The following is a 25,093-nucleotide window of genomic DNA, read 5'->3' on the forward strand; positions in this document are numbered from 1 at the left end:
CTCATGATGCGCGATCCGCTCCGGACGTGTCTACACGATTCGACGCGCGGATCGCCACCCGCGCCTAGGGTCGCGTGCCCGGCGCGCTCATGCCGCCGGATCGGCCGACGGCGTAGGCGATCCCGCTCTGCAGCGTCCCGCGGATCACGACGCGCGACATGTCGATGTCGAGCCGGAGGAGCGCCTGCGCGACCTCGCCGCGGATGCCCGTCAGCACCGCCTGGACCCCGAGCAGCCGGAGGGCGTTCGCCGCCTTGAGCAGGGCGTTCGCCACGCGTTGATCGACCCCCTTGATCCCCGTGACATCGATGATGACGGTGCGGGTGCCGCTCCTCGTCGCGCCGTCGAGCAGGGTCTCGAGCACGTCGTGCGCGCGCTCCTCGTCCAGCGTGCCGATGAGCGGCATGACCATGACGTCGCTCGTGATGGGCACGAGCGGGGTCGACAGCTCGGAGATCTTCGCCCGCTGGAACCGGATCACCTCCTCTTGCAGCTCGGCCCGGGCCGCCTCGGCGCGCTCGCGCTCGCCGAGCTCGTGCAACAGGCGCACGTTGGCGTCCCGGAGCTCGGCGCTCTGCGCGGAGAGGCGCACGTTGGCCAGAGAGAGCTCCTCCGTCCGCTCCTTCACCTCCCGCTCCAGCCGCTCGTTGGCCTCACGGAGCTCGGCGCTCACCGCCGTGAGGTCCGCGTAGAGCAGCGCGTTCTCGACCGCCACCGCCGCCTGCGAGGACAGGAGCCGCAAGAGCTCGATGCGATCGGCGGTGAACGCGTGCTCCGCGAGGTGGTTCTCCAGGTACAATACCCCGCTCAGCCGGCCCTGGTGCAGGAGCGGCAAGCCCAGGATCGATTTCGGCCGGCGCGCGATCACGTGCGGATCGCCGGCGAGGCGCGGGTCGTCGTCCGCGCGCCCGATCACGAGCGCCTCGCGCGAGCGCGCCACGTAATGCACGACCGAGCGGGCCAGATCGAGGCGCGCCTCCAGGGGCATCGAGAGGCCGAGGCTCACCGTGTCGGGGCCGACCGCGATCATCGCCTCGACCGTCAGCACCTCGCCGCGTACGAGGATGAGGAACCCCCGGCTCGCCCCGGCGCTCTTGATCACGCTGCGCAGGACCTGCTCGATCACCTTGTCGAGCACGATCGCGCTCGAGATGGCCTGGGCGGTGCTGAGGACCGTGGCGAGATCGAAGCTCTCCCCCGCGACGAGGCCCTGGAGCGCGGTGCCGGTCGGCGAGAGCGGAAGAGGCTGGCCCAGGGTCGAGGGGTCGGCCGGCGCGAGCTCCTCGCGCAGCGCCTTGGCCTTCTCGGTCGCCCCCCAGCGCTCGTACAGGTAAACCGCCCTGCGCAGGAAGATGTGCGCGAACTCGACCCTGCCCTGGGCGAGCCAGAACCTGCCATAGAGCTCGTTGCCGAGCGCCTGGTTGTTGACGTAGTCGGCCTGGCGCGCGGCCTCGATGCCCCGCTCGTAGAGGTCCATCGCCTCGGCCCTCCGCCCCTCGACGCGGGCCTGCTCGGCGAGCAGGAGCAGGTGCTTGTGAAGCACGTTGTCCGGCCCGGCGTCGGCCCAGCGCTTCATCCGCCCGAGGAGCCGCAGCAGGTGCTCCTCGTGCTCCCGCCGCGCCGCGCCCTCGGCGCTCTCCCACGCGGCGATCCGCATGAGGCCCGCGTAGAACGTCGCCTCGGGCACCTTGGCGTGCGTCGGCAAGGCGCCCTCGATCACGGCGAGCTTCGGCATCAGATCGGCAAAGCTCGCCCTGTCGCCGAACAGGTAGGCATTCCGGATCTTCGCGTAAACCAGCCACCCCATGTGGTAGGGCGAGCCGCCGTGCTTCGCCGCGTAGGACGCCTCGTCGAACCCGTCGTCGTCGAAGCTGAGCCGGCCCCTCGTCAGCCCTTGCAGGCACCGGAGGGGCTGGATCACGCCCGCGAGGAGGATATCGATGATGTCATGGCTGCGGGCGCGCCGCAGGAACGCGAGGTGCGTCTCGGTGAGCTGCGAGAGCTCCGCGAGGTTCATCCCGTAGGTGAGCCGGTCCGAGCCGCTCTGGCTGATCATGTACCCCATGGCCGTCCAGTCGCCGGCCTGGAGCCCGAGGTCGTAGACCCGGTCGTAATACGGGTCTGCCTTCCGCAGGGGCTGCGTCCAGCTGTGCACGTCCGCGGAGAAGATGTGGTAGGTCTTGGCCCGGAGCACGAGGTTGTCGAGCTGGTCTGCGAGCTCGACGGCCATCTTGCCGAACCGGTACGCCGTCTCGTACTCGCCGAGCAACGGCCCGACCACCATGCCGTACGCGACGTATCCGAACGCGGACATATCGCTGTTCCCGTGCTGCAGCGAGAGCGTCACCATCTTCACGATGGCGAGGTTCGCGAGCGTCTGGTCGCTCGAGTTGTAGGCCCCGAAGAACAGGTTCACGAGCAGCTCCAGCGTCACGGGGTGCTCGGGGTTCGTCGTCCTCGGGGCGCGGGCGAGCTCCTCGATGCTGCGCGCGCCGAGGAGGACGGGCACCGCCCGGAGCTCCTGCTCGAGCAGCGCGGCGACCTCCTCCCGGGCCTCGGGGATCGGACAGCCGAGGAGCCGGAGGCCGGCCTTCTGGACCAGGGTCGCCTCGTGATTGCGCCACTGGAGCAGGTACTGGTTCGCCTGGACGAGGAGGACGGCGACCTTGTCCATGGCCGTCCGGGCGCGCGCGAGCGCCGCGGTACAGAGCCGCTCGGCCTCCTCGAAGGCGCCGCACAGCGACTCGACCTCGGCGCGCTCCCTGTGGAGCGCGAGGGCGAGCTCGTAGTGGTCGTCGAAGCCGCCGTGGGGCAGAAACCCGAGCCCCGCGCGGAGATAGCCGGCCGCCGCCTCGTAGGCGGTGGCGGCCTTGGCCCTCCTGCCGGCGGCGAGGTTCAGCTCCGCGGCCGTGGCCTGCTCCGCGGCCGAGGTCACGATGGGCGCCGCGATGTTGACGTGGTTCACGATGTCGAAGAGCGCCTCGTCCCGCGTGGCGCCCTCGCAGCTGGCGAGCATGAGCCGCGCGATCCTGAGGTGGACCTCGCGCTTGCGATCCTCGCTGATGAGCGAGTACGCCGCCTGCTGGACGCGATCGTGCAGGAAGCGGTAGGTGACGCGCCAGTCGACGCCGGTCTGCGCCTCGTCGTCGGTCGCGTGCGCGAGGCGGTAGTCGGCGTCCACGGGCGCGATCAGGCCCTCTTGCAGGATCTTCCACAGCGCGGCCACGGTCTCGTGCGCCGGCCGCTCGCTGATGACCGCGAGGGTGCGCAGGTCGAACTCGTGCCCGATGCAGGCCGCGAGGCGGAGGACGCGGACGAGCTCGGGCTCGAGCTCCTCGATCTTGCGCGCCATGAACTCGACGACGTTGTCGGTGACCGTGCGCCGCCGGATGCCGTCGAGATCCCACGTCCAGGCGCCCTTCTCGAAGCGGAGCAGGCCCTCCGCGTGGAGCGAGCCCAGGAACTGCCGCACGAAGAACGGGTTGCTCTGGGTCCTGTCGAACACCACGCGGGCGAGCGGCTCGACGTCCGCGCGGGCCGCGGAGAGCGCGTCCGAGAGCAGCGCGATCACGTCGGCGAGGGCGAGCGGCGTCAGCTTGAGCTCGCGGATCGGCGCGCCCGCCTTCTCGATCTCGTCGAGCGCGACGCGGAGCGGGTGAGCCGCGTAGACCTCGTTGTCGCGGAAGGCGCCGAGGAGGAGCAGGTGGCCGCGCTCTGGATCGGCGGCCAGGATCTGGAGCAGCTTGAGCGAGGCAGGGTCGGCCCACTGCAGGTCGTCCAGGAAGAGGACGAGGGGGTGCTCGGCGGTCGCGAAGACGCGGACGAACGCCTTGAAGATCGCGTGAAAGCGGCCCTGCGCCTCCGCCGGCGGCAGCTGCTGGACGGGGGGCTGCTGGCCGATGATCCACTCGAGCTCCGGGATGAGGTCGACGAGGAGCTGGCCGGCGCTCCCGACCGCGCGGCCGAGCGCCGCGCTCCAGCGCGCGAGCTGCTCCGGTCGCTCGGTGAGGATGTGCCGGAGGAGCTCCCGGAAGGCGCGCGCGAGCGAGGCGTACGGCGCCCCGCGGTTCAGCTGCTCGAACTTGCCCGCGGTGAAGTAGCCGCCTCGCTGGGCGATGGCCCTGTGCATCTCGTTCACCAGGGCCGACTTGCCCATGCCCGAGTACCCCGACACGAGCAGGAGCTCGCCCTCCCCGCCGGCGGCGCGCTCGAAGGCGGCGAGCAGCGCGCGCTCCTCCTCGGCGCGGCCGTAGAGCTTCTGCGGGATGCGCAGCGTATCGGGGATGTCGCGCAGGCCGAGCGCGAAGGGCGCCACCGCGCCGGAGGTCGAGAGCTGGCGGAGGCAGGCGTCGAGATCGGCGAAGAGCCCGAAGGCGCTCTGGTACCGGTCCTCCGCGTTCTTCTCGAGGAGCTTCATCACGATCCGGGACACCGCGTCGGGCACGCCCGGGACTTGCTCGGGCGGCGGCACCGGCGTCCGCGCGATGTGGCCATGGATGAGATCGAGCGGATCGCTGCCGGTGAACGGCAGGACGCCGGTGAGCATCTGATAGAGGGTCACGCCGAACGAGTAGAGGTCGGTGCGGCGGTCGATCACGCGGTTCATCCGGCCGGTCTGCTCCGGCGACATGTACGCGAGCGTCCCCTCGAGCGCCTCGGGGCTTATCGCCTGCTGCGTCTCCTGCGGGAGGAGCGTCGCGATGCCGAAGCCGGCGAAATGGACCTCCAGCGTGTCCGGGTCGACGAGGAGGTTGTGCGGCTTGATGTCCTTGTGAATCACCTTGCGGCGGTGGAACTCGTCGAGGACCCGGGCCGCCGAGCGGGCGATCGTCAACGCCGCCTTGAGCTCCAGCCGGCCGGCGCGCAGGATGTCGTGGAGCGTCGTCCTGCTCGGCCGCTCGAGCACGAGCGCGAGGCCGTTCCTGTGCTTCTCGAGCCCGTAGGCCTTGACGACGCCCTCGACGTCGAGCGCGCAGAGCACGTTGTACTCGTGCCGGAGCGCCGCGAGCTCGCGCGCGCTCGGGAACTCGCTCTTCAGGACCTTGAAGACAGCAGGCTTGCGCTCGTCACCCCAGGTCCCTTCGAACACCTCGATGCTCGAGTCGACGTAGATCGGCTGGCTCACGGAACAGGTCGCGGAGAGCATCTCACCTCGCCGGGGCGCTCGGCCGGACCGCCGTCGCTGCTCGCGTCGAGCAGGCAGGACGGACGGTGTTCTCGCACAAGCGCACCATGGGCGGATTATGTCTAGATCGCTGCCCCAGAGTCACCACCGAAATCGGAACATTCGATTCGTCCGCGGTGATATTTTTCAGCATTTGTGCGCTAGACATCCAACTCGGACGGAGTCGGCGTTCGCGCCCGTCAACGAGCTCGGCAGTGCCGGCGCTGGCGCGGCGCTTCATGCGATGTGGGCTGGCTCTCGGAGGGATGGAGGAGGTCGATCACGCGGCGCGCCGGGAGGGCGCGTCACAGGCGCAGGTCATTGCGGCACCTCGACGGTGGGACAACCGAACTCGACACGGACGCTCTCCGCCCCCATGGACTTCACCTGCTCACACGTGGCGCCCTTGATCACGATGGTGGGCGGGGTCGTCGAATCGTCGTAGTCCCAGCCGTCGTCGCCCGGCTTCGGCAGCACCTCATCGTCGATGAAGACGTTCACCTTCGCGCGGTCCGGCGGCTCGGTCTCCAGAGAGAGCGCGCAGGTCCTCACGAGATCCCTCGTGATGCCGGTCAGCGTATCGCCGAGGCTCGCCGCGTCCACCACCTCGAAATAACGGGGCGAGGTCTCGGACGTGGCCGTGTCGCCCTCGACGGCGAGCTGGTCCAGCACATGGGCGTAGGCCGTCGCGCCGGGGATGCCGACGACGAAGGTCTTGATGCCGGCCGCGCGCAGGTCCTTCACCCGCTGCACCGTGCGCACGTCGTCCAGGCACACGTCCGTCAAGCCGGCGACGCAGCAGTTCGGCACGCCCGAAGGGCAGTCCCCATCCATGTTCGTGGTGCAGGTCGCGGCCTCGCAGGTCATGGCCGGATCCTGGTTGCAGTTGGGACCGCCGTCGGTCGCCAGGAGGACGTACTTGTCGCCTTCGAGGGCGCCGCCAGCTCCCACGGTGAGGTACCCGAGGGCGCGCGCGAGGGCGTCCGCGGTCGGCGTCGCGCCGCCGGGGTCCGTGCCATCCAGGAGGGTCTTGATGGCGGGGACGGAGGTCGCGCCCGGCGCCACGCCCACGCTCAGGTCCTCCCCCGCCGGCATGCCGCAGTGCTCGTCGGAGGGAAAGAGCTGAAGCCCGACGGACATCCTGTCCTGGATCACGTCGAGCGCGGTGCCGAGGGCGCCCTTCATCATCGTCCAGCGGTCGCTCCCTTCCCAGTCCTTGGTCATGCTGTCGGAGCGATCGAGCACGATCACGAGGTGAACCTGCCGCGGCTGAGCTTCGACCTGCTGGCCGCCGCAGTCGCCGCCGCCCTCCCCCCCGCCCGAGCTGGCGCCCGGCCCGGACGCGATGAAGCCGCCTCCGAGGGAGGGCTCCCCGCCCGTTCCACCGAAGTCCGTTCCGCCGGCGCCGCCGTTTCCGGAGCCGCTGTTTCCGGAGCCGCCGCTGCCCGCGCCCGTTCCGCCATCCGATACCGAGCATCCCGGCGCGAGCGCCCAGCCGAGGCACCAGAGCGACGCCAGGAACAAGGAGCGGGCGTGGTTCCCGCGGTTCTTGCCGATCATAGCCATTCTCCTCGACACGCGTGAATCGACACGAGTCAACGCCAGCGCGCGGCGTCAGCCCGGAGGAATGCGGCAGATGCCGTTGTAACACTGCACGGTTCCGGCGTTGCAGCAGTCGGACGTGGCGCCGCAGAGTTGCCCGTACTCGGCGCATCGCGGCGGGGTGCCGCCCGCCCCGTCCGAGCCACCGCCGCCGCCTGCGCCGCCTGCGCCGCCTGCGCCGCCCGTTCCGCCGGTCGCGCTCGAGCTCCCGGTCGCGCCTGACGGGGAGTCTGTCGTGCACGTGCCCGACAGGGAGCCCGGCTCGTACTCGCACGTCGTTCCGACGCAGCAGTCGCCGTTGTTCGTGCAGGGTCCGCCCGCCGTGACACACTGGGGCGTCGTCCCTCCGGGCGTGTCGTAACACTGGAGCTTGCCTGTTTCGCTATTCCGCACGCAGGGAGCGCCGTCGCAGCAATCGTCGGCGGAGGCGCAGTCCTCGCCTGCCTGGCGGCAGGCCGTGAGCGCGTTGCACCGAGGCACGCCGAGGGCGTCGAGGCGGCAGTTGCTGGCGTTCCCCAGGTAGTTACAGCAGTTGTTGGGAGCGCTGGTGGAGGTATCCGAGCAATAGCTGTCCTTGAAGTGACAGACGCCGCCCTGGGGCGTGCAGCCGTTCGGGTTGCGGCAGCGGCCGATCTGCCCGTCCGGATCCCCCGACTTGTCGCAGACGACATTGCCCGCGCCCGGCAGAGCGGCCGTGGGATCGCCGCCGCAGCAGTCCTCGTTGCGCTGGCACAGGGCGCCGTTCACGCGGCAGCCGCTCGGCGGCTGGCAGACGGCGATCCCGGTCGGGCCGTACGGCGCGCAGACGCGGCTGCAGCAGAAGCCGCAGCTGTCGCAGACCGCGCCGTCGATGCCGCCGCTGCTACAGCGGCTCGCCGTCGACGGCTCCGCGCCGCAGTAGCCCGCGGGGTCGGATGCGTTCCGCTTCACGCATACGCCGGTACAGCAGTCGCTGTCGCCCTTGCAGACGTCGTTGCGCTGAACACAGAACGAGGAGTAGAGGACGCAGCGGTTGTCTCGCCCGCACAGCTGCGAGCAACACTGGCTGTCCTCGGTGCACGGGTTGCCGCCCGTCTGGCATGCCGTGGCGCCGTTGACGTCGCTGCACGTCCCGCCGGCGCACATGCCGCTGCAGCACGCGGCGCCGCCTGCCGTGCAGTCGGATCCGTCGGGGAGGCAGGCGGTCGCGCTGCACCTGCCCGAAGCGCAGTTGAGGCTACAGCACTCCGAGGATTCCTCGCAAGCGGCGCCTGTCCCGAGGCAGACGCTGAGCGGCGACGCGCAGGTGCTCGTCGCGCTGTCGCAGATGCCGGAACAGCAATCTCCGGAGCGCGCGCACGTGGACCCGAAAGGCGCACAGGTCGGCACCTCGACCCCCGTGTCAGGGCCGCCCGCGCCGCCGACGCCGTCCGTACCGCCGGCGCCCGTACCGCTGGCGAGCGCGCCGCCCGCGCCGCCCGCGCCGCCGGTGCCTGCGCCACCAACGCCCGTGCCCGCGCCCGCGCCGCCTTCTCCGGCGCTGGCCGTCCCGCCGCCGCCCGTTCCAGTCGCCCCGCCGCCGCCAGCGTTGGCCCCTCCGGAGCCACCGGCCGAGGAGCTGCCCCCGGCCGCGCCGCTGGAGGGCCCTGACGTGGTGGCGACACCACCTTCGCCTCCCGAGCCGGTGCCCTCGGACGAGCCGCAGGCGCCAGAGAGCCATACGATGCCGACAGCCGCGAAGATTCGAGATACACGCATGCAGTTTCCTCGCTTGATCGCTCGCCGCAACCGACGCAGTCGGAGAAAGGATACATTCGCGCAACTCCAGCGTGTCCGTATGGCTTTTGTTTCAGGGCGTGCCCCTCCCCCTCCATTTTTGTCGGAGGTGGTGAGCTTCGTGAGCGCTGCGCGCACCTGTGCGCGCAGCGCAGAGCTCGCGCTCGCCTGCCCGTGATGGCGCTGACCAGAACGGTCAGCGAGACCGCAATCCGCGCTTTGGTGAGGTTCGTCGCAAAGACCCCTCGACGGAGGAAGCGACGCTGTACGCTGTACGGTCCTCGAGAGGAGAGGACATGCAGGCTGTCTGGAGAGGCACGTTGATGGGGCAGCCCGGCGGCGGCCGTCCGCTCCCTTCTCCCCCGCTCACGCCGATGTCCTCGTCCCCTTCCAGAGCGCGCTCCAGAACCGCCCCGTCTTCACGGCGCCTTCCGGGACGGACTCTCGGGCGCTCTCCTCGGCGGGCTTCTCCTTGTGGGCCTGGCCCTCGAGGAAAGTGATCAGCCGCTCTCGGAGAGGATAGTACATCGGGTCCTCCAGCACCTCCTGACGGTCCCGCGGGTGAGGGAACGGGACCTCCAGGATCTCGCCGACCCGCGCCCCCGGGCCGTTCGTCATCATCGCGATGCGGTCCGACAGGAACAGGGCCTCGTCGACGTCGTGCGTGACCATCAGCGCCGTCTTCTGGTCCTCCGCCCACAGGTTCATGAGCACCTCCTGGAGCTCGAACCGGGTGAGCGAGTCGAGCATGCCGAAGGGCTCGTCCAGGAGGAGCATCTTGGGCGACAGGGCGAAGGCGCGCGCCAGCCCGACCCGCTGCTGCATCCCCGACGACAGCTCGCGCGGCTTCTTGTGCATGGACTCCTCGAGCCCCACGAGCTCGAGGTAGTGCGTCGCGATCTCGATGCAGTCCTTCCTGCTCTTCTGCCGGTGGACCTGCTCGACCCCGAGCAGGACGTTCTCGAGCGCCGTCATCCAGTGCAGGAGGCAGGGCGACTGGAACACGACCCCGCGGTCCGGGCCAGGGCCCTGGATCTGCCTGCCCGCGAGGACGATACCGCCGCTCGTGATCTCGGAGAGGCCCGCGACCATCGACAGCACGGTGGACTTGCCGCACCCGGAGTGGCCGATGAGGGACAGGAACTCTCCCTTCCTCAGGTTCAGATCGAAGTTCCGGACGACGACCGAGGGGCCCGTCGGCGTGGGAAAGGTCTTCGTGATATTCCAGATCTCGAGGTACTTCTTCATGCGACCGCCTCCGCGCTCCGCGCCGCATCGGGCGCGCTCTCGCCCGCCTTGGGCCCGGCGCCCGGGCCGAGCAGGTAGCCGATCACCGCGCCGCGGATCTCCTTGAAGCGCGGATCGTGGTTGAGGGCCTTGCGATCCCGAGGGCGCTCGAGATCGACGGTGATCCCTGGCCCCAGCGTGGCCCGAGGGCCCTTGCTGAGCGGGACGATCCGGTCGGCGAGGAGGATGCCCTCGTCGACGTCGTTCGTGATGAGGAGCACGGTCTTCCGGGTGGCGCGCCAGATCCGCGCGATCTCGTCCTGGAGCGTCGCGCGCGTGAGCGCGTCCAGCGCGCCGAACGGCTCGTCCATCAGGAGGACCTCCGGATCCATGGCGAGCGCCCGCGCCACCGAGACCCGCTGGCGCATGCCGCCGGAGAGCTGCGCCGGCTTCTTCTCGCGGGCCTCGGTGAGCTTCACCATGGCGATGTAGCGCTCGGTGTGCTCCCGCTTCTTCTCCGTGGACCAGGAGCCGAAGATCTGGTCCACGGCCAGGTAGACGTTCTCGTAGACCGTGAGCCAGGGCAGGAGAGAATAGTTCTGGAAGATGACGCCGCGGTCGGGGCCCGGCCCCTCGACGACCTTCCCGTTCAGCTTGACCTCCCCGGTGTCCGGCCTGAGGAGCCCGGCGATGAGGGACATGAGCGTCGTCTTGCCGGCGCCCGAATAACCGACGACGGCGACGAACTCGCCCTTCTCGATCTCCAGGTGGATGTCCCTGAGCACCTCGGTGCGGGTGGCCCCGCCACCATAACTCTTCCCGACGTTGCAGAGCTCGACCAGCGGCATGGATGTCACGCTCCCGCCAGCTTGAGCCGGCGCTCGACGAGGCTCATCAGGGCGTCCAGGAGGAAGCCGACGACCCCGATGGTGATGATGCACAGGATGATGTGCTCGTAGATGAGGCTGTTGTACTCCTGCCAGAGGAAGCCGCCGACCCCGGGCGAGCCGGTCAGCATCTCCACGGCGACGATGACCAGCCAGGCGATGCCCAGGCTGAGCCGGAAGCCCGTGAACATGTACGGGAGCGCCGCGGGGAGCTGCACCTTGAACAGCGTCTTCATGCGCGACAGCCGGAGCACCCGGGCGACGTTCATGTAGTCCTGCGGGATCGATCGCACCCCGAGCGCGGTGTTCAGGACCGTCGGCCACATCGAGCACATCGCGATGGTGAAGACGCCGGCGGGGTCGGGCTTCTGGAAGAGCACGAGGCCGAGCGGGAGCCACGCGAGCGGCGAGACAGGGCGGAGGATCTGGATGATGGGATCGAAGCTCGACTTGAACAGCCTCGACGCGCCCAGGAAGAAGCCGATCGGCGTCCCGAGGAGGATCGCCAGCGTGTAGCCCTTGGCGACCCGCTGGAGCGAGTACCAGGTGAAGCGGAGGATGCCCTGGTCGAGCTCTCCCCGCTTCTCGAACGGCTCGAAGATGTAAGGCCTGCTCACCTCCCATGTCTTGAGCGGAGAGGGCAGCGCCTGGGTCCACAGGCTGCTCGCGGCGGCCCACAACCCGATCACGCACGCCACCCCGAAGAGGGGCAGGATCATGTGGTCGACTCGAATCCTCGGAGAGATCGCCTTCGCCTCGCTCATGCAGCACTCCTCTTCCGCTTCCGCTTCCGCCGCCGCGCCTCCCGCCGGCGCGGCGATGGCGATGTGGGTTCATCCCTTCAGGGCGTGGACCGGGAACGACGTCGCGTACTTCTCCGGGTCCTTCGGATCGAACGTCACGCCGTCGAACAGCGTCTCGGGCGCGTCGCTCCGGCCGCCGTGCGCGACCCCGAGCTCCTTCATCGCCTCCTCGTAGAGATCGGGGCGCATGACCTGCTTGACGACGCCCTCGTAGTCCGGCTTCCCCTCCACCATGCCCCACCGGCGGAACTGGCTGAGCCACCAGAGCGCGTACTTGGGCTGCGGGTAGTTGCAGCCCCGCTCGCTGAAGATCATGTAGTCCTTGTCCTCTTTGTTGCGCCCGTCGCCGTAGTCGTAGCGCCCCTGCAGCCGGCCGAGGATGAGCTCCGGCGGACAGTTGATGTACGTCGGCCTCGACACGACGTCCGCCTGCTCGGGGCGGTTGTCGAGCTTGTCCAGCCAGACGCTCGCCTCGTGGAGCGCCTTGATCACCGCCTTCACCGTCTTCGGGTTCTTGTCGGCGAACTCCGCGGTGAACGCGCACACCTTCTCGGGGTGGTCCCTCCAGAGCTCCTGCGTGGTGACGGCCGTGTAGCCGATCTGGTCGGCGATCGCCCTGGCGTTCCACGGCTCGCCGACGCAGAAGCCGTCCATCTTGCCCACCTTCATGTTGGCGACCATCTGGGCGGGCGGGATGGTCACGAGCGCGACGTCCTTGTCCGGGTGGACGCCGCCCGCGCCCAGGTAATACCGGGTCCACATGGCGTGCGTTCCAGGCGGGAACGTCATCGCGAAGGTCATGGGTGCCCCCTTCTCCTTTGCTTCCTCGACGAACGGCTTGAGCGCCTTGGGATCGCCGGCCACCTTGCCCCGGAGGTCGCTCTTCATCGTGATCGCCTGGCCGTTGCGGTTGAGCAGCCACGGGATGACCATGGGCATCTTCGGCGATCCGAGGAGCCCCATCGTCGAGGCGAGCGGCATGCCGAAGAGCATGTGCGTCGCCTGGAGATCCCCGTTCGTGAGCGAGTCGCGGATCGCGGCCCAGCTCGCGCCCTTCACGATGGTCGCGTTGATGCCGTACTTTTTGAAGAACCCCTTCTCGTGGGCGATCACGAGAGGAGAGCAGTCGGTCAGCGCGATGATGCCGAAGCGCAGATCGGGCACCTCGGGCCTGGCGGCGTCCGGGATGAGGGGCGCGGCGTTCGCCGCGGGCTTCGCCGACGCTTCGGACCGCGATTCGCAAGCGGGGAGGAGCGCGGCTCCCCCGAGCGCGAGCGCACCGCCGAGGAAACGCCGGCGGTGGAGGGGCGTGGCGCTCGGGGCCTCACTCGCAGGTTCTCGTCTCTTCATTCCAAAGATCCTTTGCTGGGATGACCGTGGAGCCTCGGCGCATGGAGAGGGGCACGCCCGCCGATCGGGGCAGACTGGACGGGCTGCGCTCCGGAGGCGCCGTCCGTGAAATCGCCTGTTCGTTCGAGGATGAGCTAGGGCGACAAACGGGTTGAAACGGCCTGAAAGGCGCAGAATTTCCAACCGCCAAGACGCCACAAGACGCCAAGATTTTTGTGTTTTTTTTGGCGTCTTGTGGCGTCTTGGCGGTTCATTCCTCGCTTGATCAACGTGATCGATGTTCTAGGCCAGCTCCGCGGCGAGATCGGCAGGGTGAGCTCGCGCTCGCCGCGGGTGTGCGCCCTGGATGGCCTCAGCCATACACGGGCCCGGGATTTGCCAAGGACGATGCATGGGCGCCTGTTTCTATGAAGTTTCTGTAGGATATTTTTTCTTCATTCACTTCACGTTCATCACGTTCATCACGTTCATCACGTTCGTTGCGTTCGTCACGTCGCCTTCGTCTTCGGTTTCAGCGTGCGGGTGTACGTCCCTCGCCGCGCTCGATGGGCCCCACCGCCTGGAGGCGGGCGGGGGCGCCGGTGGTGGGGGTGGGCGTCGCCGAGGTGATGCGGGCGACCGCCGAGGGCATCGCCACCGGGGAGCTGACACCCGGGCCGCCGCGGTGGCAGACTTGGACGACGCATGAGCGACCGTTCGAGCATCGTTGACGTGCCGCCTCGCTTTCGCGTGATCACCGATCCGCGGGGCGCGGAGGTCGACGACCGCACCATCGCCCTCGGCCCGAGCCACGCGTTCGGCGACGGCCGGCACGAGAGCACGCGGATGTGCCTCCAGGCGCTCGCGTCGTTCGCGCCACGCGGCGGCTTTCGCCTCTTCGACGTGGGGAGCGGGACGGGGATCCTCTCGATCGGCGCCGCGAAGCTCGGCGGCGAGGCGATCGGCGTCGACATCGACGCCGCCGCGAACGCGGTCGCGGCGGACAACGCGCGGCGGAGCGCGGTGGAAGCGCGCGTGAGCTTCTCGGCGACGTGGCCGGACGGGACGTTCGACGTCGTCGTGGCCAACATCCTCCGCGACGTCCTCACAGCGCTCGCCCCTCGGATCGTGGCGCGCCTGGCTCCCCGCGGGACGTTGATCCTCTCGGGGCTCGTGTCCACCGACGTTCCCGAGATCGTGGCGCGTTATGCGCCGCTCCTGGCCGACCGTCGACCGGAGATCTTCGAGCGGGGCGCGTGGCGCGCGCTCGTGTGGCGCGACGCCGAGCCGCGCGCCGATGCGGGAGCCGCGACATGATCTCGGCGCGGCGGTCGCCCCCGGACGACTGCATGACTCCATGACCGGAACCGGAACCGGAACCGGAACCGAAGAAGGAGCATGAGGGCGCAGCGCCGTCGCGCCCTCCCGCAGCGCGGCCGTTGACCCGGGGCGCGAGGGCGCGCGAACATCCTGCGATCCCTTGCCGCCCCTCCCCGCGACACGCCACCTCGCCGCGCTCCTCGCGCTCGCCGCGAGCGCCTGCTCCCGCGGCCCCACGCCCGGCACCGACGCGGGGCCTGGCCCGGCCGGCAGCGCGAGCTCCTCGGCCAGCGGCGCGGGCGCCCCTTCCGCTCCGCTGCCTCCGTCCACGGCCGCGCCGCTGCGCGCGCCGGTCCGCGAGGGCGGCGCCCTGTCCCGCGCCGCGCGCGAGGACGCGCTCTATGTGGCCGACGAGGACCACGGCGTCGTGCGCGTCGTGCCGCTGCCGCTCGACCCCGCCCGGCCCGGCGCAGGGGTCCCCGCGCCAGGCAGGCCCGCGCAGGTGCTCGCGCTCGGGGGGCGCGGCGAGCACGACGCGCGCGTGCTCGCCACCGTTCGCGACCCGGGGCTGCTGCTGATCTTCCGGCCGGATCCTGCGGCCGGCCTCGTCGAGGTGGGCCGCGTGCCGCTGCCCGCCGACGCGTGGGGCATCGCGGTCACGCCCGACGAGAAGACCGCGATCGTGACCTCGGCGTGGACCCACAAGGTCTCGGCCGTCGACCTCGAGGCCAGGCAGACGCGGTGGACCGTCGACGTGGCGCGCGAGCCGCGGGGCGTGGCGGTGCTGCCCGACGGCAGCGCCGCGTACGTGAGCCACCTCGTCGGCGCCGATCTCACGAGGATCGACGATCTCGGCGGGGCGCCGAGGGTCCGGCGCGTCGCCCTGCCCGCCTCGCCGCTGCGCGCGCCGTCGGGCGAGCGGCTCGCCGCGTCGCTGGGGTATGCGCTCTCGCTCTCCGAGGACGGGCGGCGCCTGTTCGCGGCGCGGCACGCGCTCGGCGCCATGGGCCACGCCGCGTGGTTCGGCGCCGCGACGGTGGACGTGCTGATCACCGGCCGGGACGAGCCGCTCGCCCCGCCGCACCACGGCAACCTGCCGGTGCTCCGGTCGGCGTTCGCGGAGCAGGTGATCACCCCGGAGAGCGTGATCACCCTGCCCGGCGCGGGCGTCACGCCCGTCACCCAGCCGCGCGCCACGGCGTACCGCAAGCGCGCGCGCACGCTGCTCGTCGCGGGCGAGGGCGACGATCTCGTGCTCGAGGTGGACGCGACCGCGGTGGATCCGACGCTCGCGATCGTAAGGAGCTACCCGGTCGGCGGCCGCTACGATCCGCACATCCGCGTGGCCGGCACGTGCGGCGCGCCGACCGGCCTCGCGCTCTCCGCGGACGAGGCGACGGCGTGGGTCTTCTGCCGATCGACAGGCGACGTGGCGGCGCTCCGGCTGCACGACGCGGCGGCGGGCCCGACCGTCGCGCCCGTGGGAGCGGCGGGCCCGGCGGGCTCGGCCGGCCCCGCGCCGGCGTCGGCCGCCGCGGGCGTGGCGGAAGGGCCGTCGGCGCTCGTGCACCTCGCCGACGATCCGCTCGGGCCGGAGGTCGCGAAGGGCCGCCGGCTCTTCTACAACGCGCTCGACGCCACGGTGAGCGGCAACCTCGGCTGCGCGGGCTGCCACCCCGACGGGCGCGACGACGGGTACGTCTGGCGCGAGGCGACCTTCAGCACGGCCGACGGCGAGCACGCGAACTTCGTCGGGCGGCCGGAGAACATCCCCGAGGTCGCCAAGAAGCGAGGGGTTCCGCGGCGCACCCCGATGCTCGCCGGCAACGTGGGCGCGGCCGGGCCGTACGGCTGGCACGGCGAGAGCGAGGACCTCGCGAGCAGGCTCCAGACGGGCATGGGGCTGCACCGCTGGGGCGGGCTGCCGATCGACCATACGCCGGCCAGCCTCGCGGCGCGCGCGACCTATCTCGCGATGTTCCTCCGCCGGGGCCTCGTGACGCCGCCAATCGCCGAAAGGGCGCCGGACGAGCGCGAGAAGCGCGGCCGGGAGATCTTCCACAGCGACGAGGCGAAGTGCTCCCGCTGCCACGTCCCCACGAGCGACTACACCGATCGCACGGCGTACCCGATGCCGAAGCGACCGCCGCCGCCGGGCTACGACGAGGATCCGCGCCCCGAGTACAAGACGCCGTCGCTGCGCTTCGTCGGAGGCCGGCCGCCCTACCTTCACGACGGGCGCGCCGGCACGCTCGCAGAGCTCATCGAGCAGAACGCCGACTGGATGGGCAAGACCAGCCACCTGTCGCCCGAGGACAGGGCGGCGCTCGTGGCGTTCCTGGAGACGTTATGAGGCCGCGCTCCGTGCTGCTCGCCTTGATGGGCGCTGGCGTGGCCTCCGTCCTGGCCGCGGCGTCGGGGGCGCCCGGCGCGCAGCCAGGCGGCGCGCCCAAGGCCGCTGCCAGCGCCACGCAGCCTGGCGGCGCGTCCAAGACCGCGGCGGGCGCCGCGCAGCCCGGCGGCGCGTCCAAGGCTGCGGCCAGCGCCACGGCCGACGCCGGCGCGCCCAGGGCCGCGGCGAGCGCCGCGACCGACGCCGGCGACGAGCTGCCCCTCGACGCCGCGCCCTTCCCGCCCGAGCCGTCCAAGCAGCCCACGGCCGCCGAGTGGAAGGCGGCGCCCCGCGTCCGCCTCTCCCGCGCCGGCCCCGCGGCCGCGGGCTGCCGCGCGTACAGGGCGAGGGAGTGGCTGCGCATCCGCTGCCCGGAGCTCACCGTCTCGGCCATCTCGCTGCTCGGCGGGAAGACCGAGGGCGTGGCCTTCTGGATCGATCCGCCCCGCGGCGGCAGCGAGCTCCCCCGCGGGGGCGAGGTGATGTTCCCGATCCGCCGCGGCGATCGGCGGGTGATCCAGATCCTGACGTTCGGCCCGGGCTACGACGGGCCGTTCACCTTGTTGCCGGCGATCGTCATCCAGGAGCAATGGCTGGAAGACGAGCCGGCGCCGACCGTGACCGCCTCCTGAGACACCATGCGATCCCACACAACGCTCCGCGCGATCTCCTCGCTGTTCCTCCTCGCCGCCGCGAGCGGCGTCCTCGTCGCCGCGTGCGGCGCCGCCCCCGCGGCTCCCGGCGGCCCGCCCGCCGATCAGGCGCCCGCCGCGCAGCCTGCGGCCACGAGCCCCGCCCCGACCGGGGCGGCGCTCGCCCCGGCGTCGCCCCAGCCCGAGCCGACGGCGACCTCGGCGCAGGCGAGCGCCGGGCTGCCCGGCGCCGAGCCGCCCGCCGCGCCCGCCGACGCGGCGAAGCCGTCGGACGGCTGCCCCGAGGGCATGGCCCGGGTCCCGGGCGGCAGCTTCGTGATGGGCCCGCTCAAGGTGAAGGCCACCGTGGGTGACCTCTGCGTCGACAGGACCGAGGTCACCGCGGAGGCCTTCGCGGCGTGCGTCAAGGCTGGCAAGTGCACGGATAAATTCGCGGATTGCGCCAAGGAGGCGTCGACCTACGGCGTGGCCGGCAAGGAGAAGCAGCCGATGGTCTGCGTCGACTTCGCGCAGGCCGAGGCCTACTGCGCGGCGCAGAGCAAGCGACTGCCGCGCGACGACGAGTGGGAGTGGGCGGCCCGCGGCGGCGAGGAGGCGCGGCCGTATCCGTGGGGCGAGGAGGCGCCGAAGGATCAGCTCTGCTGGTCCGGCGGCGGCACCGTCCGCAAGACAGCGTGCGACGTGGGGAGCTTCCCCGCCGGCGCCAGCCCGCAGGGCATCCAGGACCTGGCGGGCAACGTCTTCGAGTGGACAACCAACGCCAACGACGGCAAGGGCAAGATGCGCATCGCCCGCGGCGGCAGCTGGCGCGACGGCATCGCGCCGCTCGTCAGGACCGCGCGGCCGGGCGGCTTCGAGGCGACGTACCGCTGCGGGTTCCTCGGCATCCGCTGCGTCGTCGAGCCGGCGGCCCAGGCGACGAAGTAAGCTGCGCCGCGTCAGCCGAGCGCCAGACGGGGATCGGCTGGGAATGCCGTCCCCGACACCGGACCCGTCACTCGGCGGTCGCCGAGATCGCGCCCTGTTTCGCCAGTTCCTGGCACGGCGCGGCGGCGGTGTCACAGGCGTCCATCGCGTCTTCGGCGTCGACGGTGATGACGTGACGGTCCGCCGCGCTGCACTCGCACTGCCACCCCAATGCCGGGTCTTCCTGCTTACAGCTGATGTTCAACGGCGCGTGCAACACGACATCCAGCCCTCCCAGGCTGGACGGCCGCTGGCAATCGAGCTCGGAATAGCAGACGCCACGGCTCGCGGTCCGGTGAACCCGGCTGCAAGTGGCATCGCGAAAAACCGTCTCCGGATGAAGTGACTTGCATGGCTCTGCCAGGTTCGTGCAGATCCCCGAGCCGGACGTGTTGTTGGGAATGTCGAAATGTACGTTGTTCCAGTTGTCCCAACACCCGCATCCCCAGGCGCTGTCTCCGGTGCCTTTACCACAGTTGATGATATAACCAGCCGCCGCGGTTTGCGTGACACCGTCCCCGAGATCTGCCGAGTAGATGCACGACGTATCCACGGTGCAGGAATCCTCGGCTCGCGCCTGGTCGCTCGGCGCGCAGCTCGGAGATTCGGTGAAGGGCGATGCGTCGTCTCCAGAGGCACATACAGCGAGGGCTTGCTCGCAGCCCGCTTTCAGGTCGTTCTCCGCGAGGTGGTACGATGTATAACGGGTCGCGGTGGTGCAGGTGCAGTCCATCCCACCATCGCTGCTGGCGGTGCAGTAAGATTGCTGGTCGTCGTAGGTGAAAGCGTCGATCGCTCCCACCATCAGCGGGACCTCACACCTGCGGTCGGTCTGGCAAAAGCCGTCAAAGACCTGCGTGATCGGCTCGGCGCAAGCGGGCTCGCCGTAGGCAATATTCCCCACCTTGCACGCCTCGAGGATCGAGCCACACACCCCGGAAGACAGGCTCGGAAGCGAGACGTCATACCCGCCAAAGCTGTCCTGACAAACACAGCTGGCAACCCCACCGATGGTCCTGCAGTTCGCCGTGATCGTGTTACCGGTGCACACCTGGCGCGCCGAGCAAAAATCGTCACCCTCCTGCACCGTGGCGGGTGAACACGTCCCCGGGTCGTGCACACCCGTCGACGGGTCGGGTTGCAGCGGCGCTATCGGACCACCCTCCGTCTCTGTCGGGCCATCCTCCATCGGACCGTCCTCCTCCCCCTCCGTCTCCATCGGACCGCCCGCCTGACCCTCCGTCTCCATCGGAGGCGAGTCAGCCTCATCGTTCGACTCGCTCGTATCTGTCTCATCCTTCTGTGGAGGGGTGGGAGTCGTCTCTTCCTCTGGAGCCGCATCTCCGCCGGACTCGTAATGCCCGCCCACGAGGTCGGTGGCCTCGGTCCCAGGCCGCCCGCCATCGATGAAACAGCCGGCGCAAAGACCGGACGCGAGGATCCCAAGGCAGCGAAAAGAGAGGCGCATGGTGGGATCCAGAGAATCCAAGAGCGATCCGGGAGTCAAGCTCGTCGTCGCGCCCGTCCACCGTACAGACACGCTGCACACGTTGGTTGACATAGAAACCCCTTCCACGCTCGAGCGTCCTCCTGGAAAATGGCGCTGTATCATGCGGCTCGATCGACGATCCGCATTCAAATGCATCAAAATCTGCTGCCAGCGCGCCCCGCGCGAGCGCTGCTGGCAGCTCGATGCGCTGACGGCCTGACGCAGCGCGCGGCCGTCACCCGCGATCGTCGGCCGCCATGGAGCGCAGGACGCGCTCGGAGGCTTCGGCGTGCTCGAGCAGCAGCGCCGCAAAACCGCGCTGAAGCTCGATCTTGCGGCGCATCCACGCCTCGAAGGCGCCGCGGTCGAAGCGCGCGAGGTCGTGGGGGGCGGCGGGCAAATCGCCCGCAGCCCGCATCGCCTCCGCGGCGCGGCCCGCCGCCTCGCCGATCTCGCGGTAGCCGGCGGCCACCCGGCGCATCGCGTCGTGTTCGAGGCGGGCCTCGGGCGTCGCGCTGCCCACCCAGCGCGCGTGGGCTTCCAGGTTGTCGGCCACGTGCCGGAACAGCTCAGCCAGCCGCTCGGGAACCACCGCGTTGTTCGCCAGATCGCGTCCACAGGGCTCGTCCATCGGTACCTCCTGTCCATTCGCCCCAACGCGCGAGGCGTCGGGTCGTGACCGCAGGCCGCGGTCCAGGAGCGGACGGTAGGGCGTGTGTTATCCATGGCGGCAGCAATGTCGTCGTCCCCCGCGCCCGCCACGATGGCGGGTTGCCCGCCCCGGAGCGCTGCCGATGACCGACCTCCACCACGCCGAAGCCACCGCCTTCTTCGACGACTTCGCCGCCGCGTTCGCGCACTTCGACGGGCCGCTGATCGCCCGCCGCTACCACGTGCCGTACCTCGCGATGCACGCCGCCGGCCTGCACGACCTGCTGACGAGCGCGGAGGCCGTCGGGGCCTACTTCCAGCGCATCGTCGACCAGTACCGCGGCGACGGCTGCACGGACTGCCGCCACCGCGAGCTCCAGGTGGTCACGATGGGGGGCGAGGCGCTGCTCGCCACCGTGTCGTGGGACCTGCTGGACGCGTCAGGCGGCGTACTGTCGACCTGGCGCGAGAGCTACAACCTGCTGCGCACGCCGCAGGGACTGCGCATCTTCGCGTCGACGGACCACTGATTCAACGGCCGTCCAGCTCCTGGGCGCGCCGGCGGGCCTCGCCGATGGCCTCGGCGAAGGCGGCAACGAGGCCGAGCGCGCGACGGTCCTCGAGAGGATCGCCGGCGCCGGACCTCGGCCGATCAGATGCTGCACTCCACGAAGCCCTGCGTGTTCGCCGAGACGTTCATCTCCCACCTGGACTGGGTGGCGTCGTACTGGACGACCACGCCGGTGGAGACGCCGCCGCGGAGAATGCCGCCGATCCCCTTGAGCCAGCACGTCTTGCCGGTCACCGCGGGGCCGAGGTCCACCGACCCTGCCTGGATGCCGTGGTGTAGCCGGACGATCGCGATGACCATCCGGATCTCGCCTCAACCACCCCTGGAAGCGCCGACGACATCAGCGTGGCTGACGAATCATGGCGGAGCGCCCTGCCGGCGTCTCGCCGCGCGACCGTTGATACGTCGATCCAAGCCGCCGAGCGGGCCGGCCCCCTGCGCGATCAGCGAGGGCCAAACTCCCCGCCGACCCGGGCCATCTGCGACGTTCGAACATAATTCAGGGGCAAATGATCAGCCAGCGAAGGAGGGTTCCCCACCCACCGAGAGAGCAGAAGCGCCAGGTCCCTGACCACGGGCTGCTCTCGGATACCTTGCAGTTGATCCATGACCCAGGCGACGCCGGCCAGGGCAATGCGCAGGGAACCAATGTTCGACTGCGTTATCGTCGAGTCGCGGTACTGCCATCCTGTGTCCGCCGCCTCGTACTCCTGGCCGAAGTGCTCGTATTCCCCCATAGTCCGCGGAGGGAGGGATGGCACAGCGTCCCACCGATAGACATGCCGGAAGAGCATCTTTCCGAAGGCGGCATCGCAATAACGCGCGAACACCTTGCCGCTCACCATTGGCTGACCGAACGTGTAAACGCCGCGGAGCAAACTCCGATACGGGCGCAAGCTCTCGTCGGCGAATATATGCGCCGCAGCAATGACGGCCATGGCGCCGCCCAGGCTATGACCTGTAATATAAAGTGCCTTGAGCGGGCTGTCCGGGATAGGCTCGGCGCCGATCTCGCTGCAGCAGTCCAGGTGACTCTCGGCGATCGTGTCATTGATGGACTTGCCGCCGCGCGCGAGATGCAGCCACTGTCGAATGGGCGCCATGAGCGCCCTGACAGATCGGCCGAATCCACCGTGTATCTGTCCAATCGTGTAGAATGGATCCGATTTGGCACTCACGTCCGTCAGCAGGTCGACCAGGCTCGTTGGCGTCGTGCCTCGAAAGCACAGAATCACTACCTGAGAATCATCGCTCTGGATCATGTAAACGGACGGATCGAGAACGAGCGCCTCGTTTCGCAACCACGCGCCGACGAAGCGAGCTGGACAAATCCACTGCTTCACCATTCTGGCAAACGTATCGATGTCAGAATACGCCCATGTCGACGCGGCCGCGAGAATGCTTGCAGCGGTCGAGTCGTAGGCCCCCGGCGTGAGTTGCGCGAGCCTGGCGACTACGTCATCGGCATTGCAACACAGGATCGCTTTCAAGGCCCTGACTGTTACATCTGGATCCTCTCCAGCAGGCACGGCTTCTAGGCGTCTACGCAATTTGCCTAGACTCTCGCTGGCGCGGGTGGGTCCGCCGGGTGCGTCTTTGCGCGGATCCGGGTAATAGCCGAATTCCATTGTGTGCGTCTCCTTCTCCGTGCGCAAAATGACAGGCAGCAGCTCGGACCAAAAGTCCCGCGCTGGTGGTCGTCTCGTAATCCTGCTGCAATTTACGATTCGCCGGACAGTTCCTTGGGCTCCTTCAGAATTCCTCTGAGGCCTGTGCGATCTCCGGCGCTATCGACAGCGGATTGTGGGTCGAGGCGGAAAATGCCGCACAGGGAAATGCGGCGCTCATGTGGTGTCATTGTGAGACAGGAGGTTGTGCGGGTCAATGTGATCAGGGTTGACGAGCGATCCATGTGGGCGCCGTCCCAGCGGGACCGCTTGACAGCGAGGTGTGCCGTCCCACGTTCAACAATGAGACGTGATGCATCGCTGCCATGTGTTGGGCCTCCGAAGGCGTCCTGGTTCATGCCGGGCGTCTGCGCGGCGATCTCTGGACGCAGCATGCGCGCGGATTCGGAGGGGGGAAAGGGGGCGCCCACGCGCCGCTCGTTCACAGATGCGACAATGACGATTTAGCCCAGAAGAGGCATTATGCGGACAAATGTGACCACGTGGCGTCTTGGTACGATGGCATGTCTAGCGGCAGCAGGGTTCTGTCCGGTCCCGACGCACGCCTCGCTGCCGGCCCCCGAGTCTCCTCATGAGCCAGAGTTCTGTCAGGTCCAGCCGGAGCACCGGCTGCCGGTACCCTTGTCTCCTCAGGAGCAATCGAAGTGGTGCTGGGCGGCAAGCGGACAGATGGTCATGAACTTCCTCGGCGCGACGGTCAAACAATGCGACGAGGCCAACAAGCAGTTTTACCGTATCGACTGTTGCCAATCGCCTGTGCCGCTGGACTGTGACAAGGCAGGCTGGCCCGAGCCTGACGAGTACGACTTCAACTACAGGACGACCTCCAATGTGGCGCTGTCCTGGAATGAAGTGCAGGACGAGATCTATTGTAATGGCCGCCCCTTCGCCTTCTCCTGGCACTATCTCGGAGGCGGAGGACACATGATGGTGGCGGTGGGATACCATACCGTCTCGGGGCAAAACTACCTGAAGATCAACGACCCGTCCCCGGCAGATACCGGGACGGGGACTTATTGGGAGAACACATACGAGATCTTCGACGCCCAACCAGGCCATTACACCCACTGGAACGATTACTACGCCTTCGCCCGCAGGGAGTAAAATGATATGCGCACGACATCCACGAAATCGACCATCCTCGTCTGTCTCGCGCTTCTCGCTCCGTTGAGCGCCTGCTTCCCGGAACCGCCGACCACGACGACCAGGGAGGTGAAGGAAGTGGCCAGGAACGCGCTTTCGACGCTGGAGCGGCTCGTCAACCGAGAGAACTACATGGACCTGGGGTTCAGGTCGCTTGACGAAGTGAGCCGGGCGACAGTTGGCGAGCCGCTGCCGGTCAGCATGGTGCGCCTTGATGAGTTGGCCGCGTACCAGCGCGACCAGGACCCGACGCCCCTGCTCCATCCGACTCCACAAACTTTTGCCCCGGTGCTGGTCGACGGCGAGGTGCGGTCCTCGATGATCGTGCACCCCAGGAGGGTCGACGGCGCTCTCACCGTGGGCGGCTTTGGCGGGTCAGCCCTGATCCGAGCCCTGGAGACCGCGCGCCGCCAGAGCATGGATCGGACCAGGCGGCCAGCGAGCGACTACTTCGACGTCGAAGTGCCGGCCCTCCACCGTCATTTCGTGGCTTATCGCCAGGAAAATCAGGTCCTGCTGATCCCGATCTTCGATGACGATCGGCTCGGCTTCGAGGCCGGACAGACCATGCGCGCCCAAGAGGTCTTCGCGCGCCTCGTGCCCGAGGCGAGGCGCGACATGACCGACAAGCCGGGTTGAGGCCCCTCCCGGCCGCTGGAGCACGCGTCCGTGAAGGCCGCGCCCACCAGGGACGAGATCATCAGCGGCAGCGGCCGAGGATCACGTTCACGGTCGCGACGCCGTGGTCGGCGATGACGAGGTCCGGCACGCCGTCACCGTCGACGTCACCGACGGCTACGGCCACGCCGCCGGCGGCGTTCTCGTAGACGGTGGACACCGAGAAGTGTCCCTCGCCGTCGTTAAGGAGCGTGGCGGCGGCCTGCAGGGCAGAGCCGCCCGCGACGGCGAGATCGGGCGTGCCGTCGCCATCGAGATCGGCGGCGACGAGGCCGTAAGGCGCGCCATGGGTGCCGAGCGTGGTGTCCATCGGCTTGGAAGACCAGTCTTTGCCATCGCCGTGCAACATCGCGATCACCCCAGGAGCGAGATACCGGGGCGCTCGCGCGACGGCGAGATCGCTCCGGCCATCCTGGTCAAAGTCTGCGGCGACGGGCGCCTTCGGCGAGACGCCGATGGATTGGCTCTGGCGGGGCCCGAAGGTGCCATCGCCGACGCCCGGCAGTACGCTCACCGTGCCTGCGCGGCTCTCGACCACCGCGACATCTGGGTAGCCATCTCCGTTGAATTCGGCGGCGGTGAGCGCGATCGGGGTCGCGCCGGTTGCCGTGACGGCGCGCTCCGCAAAGGTCCCATCGCCGTGGTTGACGAGCACGCTGACGGCCCGCAGCCAGCCCGCGGGCAGGCGTCGCGCCGCGGCCAGGTGGGCGCGCAAGATCTGGACGAACAGCAGCTGGGCCAGCATCGATGCCGAGAGGAAGGCGTCCGGCGCGCC

20 protein-coding genes and 1 pseudogene are annotated in these 25,093 nt (G+C 69.5%); 8 read left to right on the plus strand and 13 right to left on the minus strand.

Annotated elements, in window-relative coordinates; genetic code table 11:
* Positions 1-64: 64 nt before the first annotated feature.
* The 7 genes from WMF34_RS20875 to WMF34_RS20905 all read right to left on the minus strand — a co-directional run bounded on the left by WMF34_RS20875 (position 65) and on the right by WMF34_RS20905 (position 12,788).
* Positions 65-5,125 (minus strand): AAA family ATPase, encoded by a 5,061-nt coding sequence (locus tag WMF34_RS20875; RefSeq protein WP_437994318.1) that lies wholly within the window; start codon positions 5,123-5,125, stop codon positions 65-67.
* A 357-nt stretch (positions 5,126-5,482) separates the two neighbouring features.
* Positions 5,483-6,724, minus strand: coding sequence for a vWA domain-containing protein (locus WMF34_RS20880; RefSeq protein WP_437994319.1), 1,242 nt, complete (start codon positions 6,722-6,724; stop codon positions 5,483-5,485).
* Positions 6,725-6,778: 54 nt separating this feature from the next.
* Positions 6,779-8,503: a hypothetical protein gene (locus WMF34_RS20885; protein ID WP_437994320.1), complete on the minus strand. Its 1,725-nt coding sequence runs from the start codon at positions 8,501-8,503 to the stop codon at positions 6,779-6,781.
* A 384-nt stretch (positions 8,504-8,887) separates the two neighbouring features.
* Positions 8,888-9,769, minus strand: coding sequence for an ABC transporter ATP-binding protein (locus tag WMF34_RS20890; protein ID WP_012236665.1), 882 nt, complete (start codon positions 9,767-9,769; stop codon positions 8,888-8,890).
* Complete coding sequence (locus tag WMF34_RS20895; RefSeq protein WP_012236666.1) at positions 9,766-10,596, minus strand: ABC transporter ATP-binding protein; 831 nt, start codon at positions 10,594-10,596, stop codon at positions 9,766-9,768. The genes WMF34_RS20890 and WMF34_RS20895 overlap by 4 nt, the downstream gene beginning before the upstream one ends.
* Positions 10,597-10,601: 5 nt before the next feature.
* The gene (ntrB, locus tag WMF34_RS20900; protein ID WP_012236667.1) at positions 10,602-11,399 is read right to left on the minus strand and encodes a nitrate ABC transporter permease; all 798 of its coding nucleotides are present in this window, start codon (positions 11,397-11,399) and stop codon (positions 10,602-10,604) included.
* Between the two features lie 69 nt (positions 11,400-11,468).
* Complete coding sequence (locus WMF34_RS20905; protein WP_012236668.1) at positions 11,469-12,788, minus strand: CmpA/NrtA family ABC transporter substrate-binding protein; 1,320 nt, start codon at positions 12,786-12,788, stop codon at positions 11,469-11,471.
* A gap of 684 nt (positions 12,789-13,472) precedes the next feature.
* Between WMF34_RS20905 and WMF34_RS20910 the strand changes: the two genes are divergently transcribed.
* From WMF34_RS20910 to WMF34_RS20925, 4 genes are all read left to right on the plus strand, one after another.
* Positions 13,473-14,084 carry a 50S ribosomal protein L11 methyltransferase gene (locus WMF34_RS20910; protein ID WP_437994321.1) on the plus strand — a complete coding sequence of 204 codons (612 nt, stop codon included), beginning with the start codon at positions 13,473-13,475 and terminating at the stop codon, positions 14,082-14,084.
* 163 nt (positions 14,085-14,247) lie between these two features.
* Complete coding sequence (locus tag WMF34_RS20915) at positions 14,248-16,440, plus strand: hypothetical protein (protein ID WP_437994322.1); 2,193 nt, start codon at positions 14,248-14,250, stop codon at positions 16,438-16,440.
* 11 nt (positions 16,441-16,451) lie between these two features.
* Entirely contained in the window at positions 16,452-17,111 is a 660-nt protein-coding gene (locus WMF34_RS20920; RefSeq protein WP_437994323.1) for a hypothetical protein, read from the plus strand.
* A gap of 6 nt (positions 17,112-17,117) precedes the next feature.
* Positions 17,118-18,059, plus strand: coding sequence for a formylglycine-generating enzyme family protein (locus WMF34_RS20925; protein ID WP_437994324.1), 942 nt, complete (start codon positions 17,118-17,120; stop codon positions 18,057-18,059).
* Positions 18,060-18,126: 67 nt separating this feature from the next.
* Here the strand turns inward: WMF34_RS20925 and WMF34_RS20930 are convergent, their stop codons facing one another.
* Complete coding sequence (locus WMF34_RS20930) at positions 18,127-19,566, minus strand: hypothetical protein (RefSeq protein ID WP_437994325.1); 1,440 nt, start codon at positions 19,564-19,566, stop codon at positions 18,127-18,129.
* On the opposite strand from WMF34_RS20930, the gene WMF34_RS20935 reads away from it, so the two are divergent.
* A complete protein-coding gene (locus WMF34_RS20935; RefSeq protein ID WP_437994326.1) occupies positions 19,565-19,807 on the plus strand; it encodes a hypothetical protein in 243 nt (80 codons plus the stop codon). The two genes, WMF34_RS20930 and WMF34_RS20935, sit on opposite strands and share 2 nt — an antisense overlap.
* A gap of 15 nt (positions 19,808-19,822) precedes the next feature.
* Here the strand turns inward: WMF34_RS20935 and WMF34_RS20940 are convergent, their stop codons facing one another.
* Positions 19,823-20,218, minus strand: coding sequence for a hypothetical protein (locus WMF34_RS20940; RefSeq protein ID WP_437994327.1), 396 nt, complete (start codon positions 20,216-20,218; stop codon positions 19,823-19,825).
* Positions 20,219-20,381: 163 nt separating this feature from the next.
* On the opposite strand from WMF34_RS20940, the gene WMF34_RS20945 reads away from it, so the two are divergent.
* Complete coding sequence (locus WMF34_RS20945) at positions 20,382-20,768, plus strand: hypothetical protein (RefSeq protein ID WP_437994328.1); 387 nt, start codon at positions 20,382-20,384, stop codon at positions 20,766-20,768.
* A 122-nt stretch (positions 20,769-20,890) separates the two neighbouring features.
* Here the strand turns inward: WMF34_RS20945 and WMF34_RS20950 are convergent, their stop codons facing one another.
* Positions 20,891-21,109 carry a hypothetical protein gene (locus WMF34_RS20950; RefSeq protein WP_437994329.1) on the minus strand — a complete coding sequence of 73 codons (219 nt, stop codon included), beginning with the start codon at positions 21,107-21,109 and terminating at the stop codon, positions 20,891-20,893.
* 143 nt (positions 21,110-21,252) lie between these two features.
* Entirely contained in the window at positions 21,253-22,437 is a 1,185-nt protein-coding gene (locus tag WMF34_RS20955) for a lipase family protein (RefSeq protein ID WP_012236677.1), read from the minus strand.
* A 558-nt stretch (positions 22,438-22,995) separates the two neighbouring features.
* Here WMF34_RS20955 and WMF34_RS20960 point away from each other — a divergent pair.
* Together WMF34_RS20960 and WMF34_RS20965 are read left to right on the plus strand one after the other, a co-directional pair.
* The gene (locus tag WMF34_RS20960; RefSeq protein WP_437994655.1) at positions 22,996-23,601 is read left to right on the plus strand and encodes a C39 family peptidase; all 606 of its coding nucleotides are present in this window, start codon (positions 22,996-22,998) and stop codon (positions 23,599-23,601) included.
* 6 nt (positions 23,602-23,607) lie between these two features.
* Positions 23,608-24,279 (plus strand): hypothetical protein, encoded by a 672-nt coding sequence (locus WMF34_RS20965; RefSeq protein WP_012236679.1) that lies wholly within the window; start codon positions 23,608-23,610, stop codon positions 24,277-24,279.
* A gap of 61 nt (positions 24,280-24,340) precedes the next feature.
* Here the strand turns inward: WMF34_RS20965 and WMF34_RS20970 are convergent, their stop codons facing one another.
* Positions 24,341-24,628: an FG-GAP repeat domain-containing protein gene (locus WMF34_RS20970; RefSeq protein WP_231864965.1), complete on the minus strand. Its 288-nt coding sequence runs from the start codon at positions 24,626-24,628 to the stop codon at positions 24,341-24,343.
* A gap of 138 nt (positions 24,629-24,766) precedes the next feature.
* Positions 24,767-25,063: pseudogene (locus WMF34_RS20975) on the minus strand (FG-GAP repeat domain-containing protein); the annotation flags it as partial.
* Positions 25,064-25,093: the final 30 nt, after the last annotated feature.

Origin of the sequence: Sorangium sp. So ce145, assembly GCF_051525985.1 — a bacterium.
Taxonomy (GTDB): domain Bacteria; phylum Myxococcota_A; class Polyangia; order Polyangiales; family Polyangiaceae; genus Sorangium; species Sorangium cellulosum_B.

Bases quoted from the DNA above. Each gene is read 5' to 3' on its own strand.
- WMF34_RS20910 (WP_437994321.1), top strand. From the start codon at position 13,473: ATGAGCGACCGTTCGAGCATCGTTGACGTGCCGCCTCGCTTTCGCGTG.
- WMF34_RS20890 (WP_012236665.1), bottom strand. From the start codon at position 9,769: ATGAAGAAGTACCTCGAGATCTGGAATATCACGAAGACCTTTCCCACG.
- WMF34_RS20885 (WP_437994320.1), bottom strand. From the start codon at position 8,503: ATGCGTGTATCTCGAATCTTCGCGGCTGTCGGCATCGTATGGCTCTCT.
- WMF34_RS20880 (WP_437994319.1), bottom strand. From the start codon at position 6,724: ATGATCGGCAAGAACCGCGGGAACCACGCCCGCTCCTTGTTCCTGGCG.
- WMF34_RS20895 (WP_012236666.1), bottom strand. From the start codon at position 10,596: ATGCCGCTGGTCGAGCTCTGCAACGTCGGGAAGAGTTATGGTGGCGGG.
- WMF34_RS20960 (WP_437994655.1), top strand. From the start codon at position 22,996: ATGGCATGTCTAGCGGCAGCAGGGTTCTGTCCGGTCCCGACGCACGCC.
- WMF34_RS20930 (WP_437994325.1), bottom strand. From the start codon at position 19,566: ATGCGCCTCTCTTTTCGCTGCCTTGGGATCCTCGCGTCCGGTCTTTGC.
- WMF34_RS20935 (WP_437994326.1), top strand. From the start codon at position 19,565: ATGGTGGGATCCAGAGAATCCAAGAGCGATCCGGGAGTCAAGCTCGTC.
- WMF34_RS20905 (WP_012236668.1), bottom strand. From the start codon at position 12,788: ATGAAGAGACGAGAACCTGCGAGTGAGGCCCCGAGCGCCACGCCCCTC.
- WMF34_RS20970 (WP_231864965.1), bottom strand. From the start codon at position 24,628: ATGGACACCACGCTCGGCACCCATGGCGCGCCTTACGGCCTCGTCGCC.
- WMF34_RS20965 (WP_012236679.1), top strand. From the start codon at position 23,608: ATGCGCACGACATCCACGAAATCGACCATCCTCGTCTGTCTCGCGCTT.
- WMF34_RS20925 (WP_437994324.1), top strand. From the start codon at position 17,118: ATGCGATCCCACACAACGCTCCGCGCGATCTCCTCGCTGTTCCTCCTC.
- ntrB (WP_012236667.1), bottom strand. From the start codon at position 11,399: ATGAGCGAGGCGAAGGCGATCTCTCCGAGGATTCGAGTCGACCACATG.
- WMF34_RS20955 (WP_012236677.1), bottom strand. From the start codon at position 22,437: ATGGAATTCGGCTATTACCCGGATCCGCGCAAAGACGCACCCGGCGGA.
- WMF34_RS20940 (WP_437994327.1), bottom strand. From the start codon at position 20,218: ATGGACGAGCCCTGTGGACGCGATCTGGCGAACAACGCGGTGGTTCCC.
- WMF34_RS20950 (WP_437994329.1), bottom strand. From the start codon at position 21,109: ATGGTCATCGCGATCGTCCGGCTACACCACGGCATCCAGGCAGGGTCG.
- WMF34_RS20945 (WP_437994328.1), top strand. From the start codon at position 20,382: ATGACCGACCTCCACCACGCCGAAGCCACCGCCTTCTTCGACGACTTC.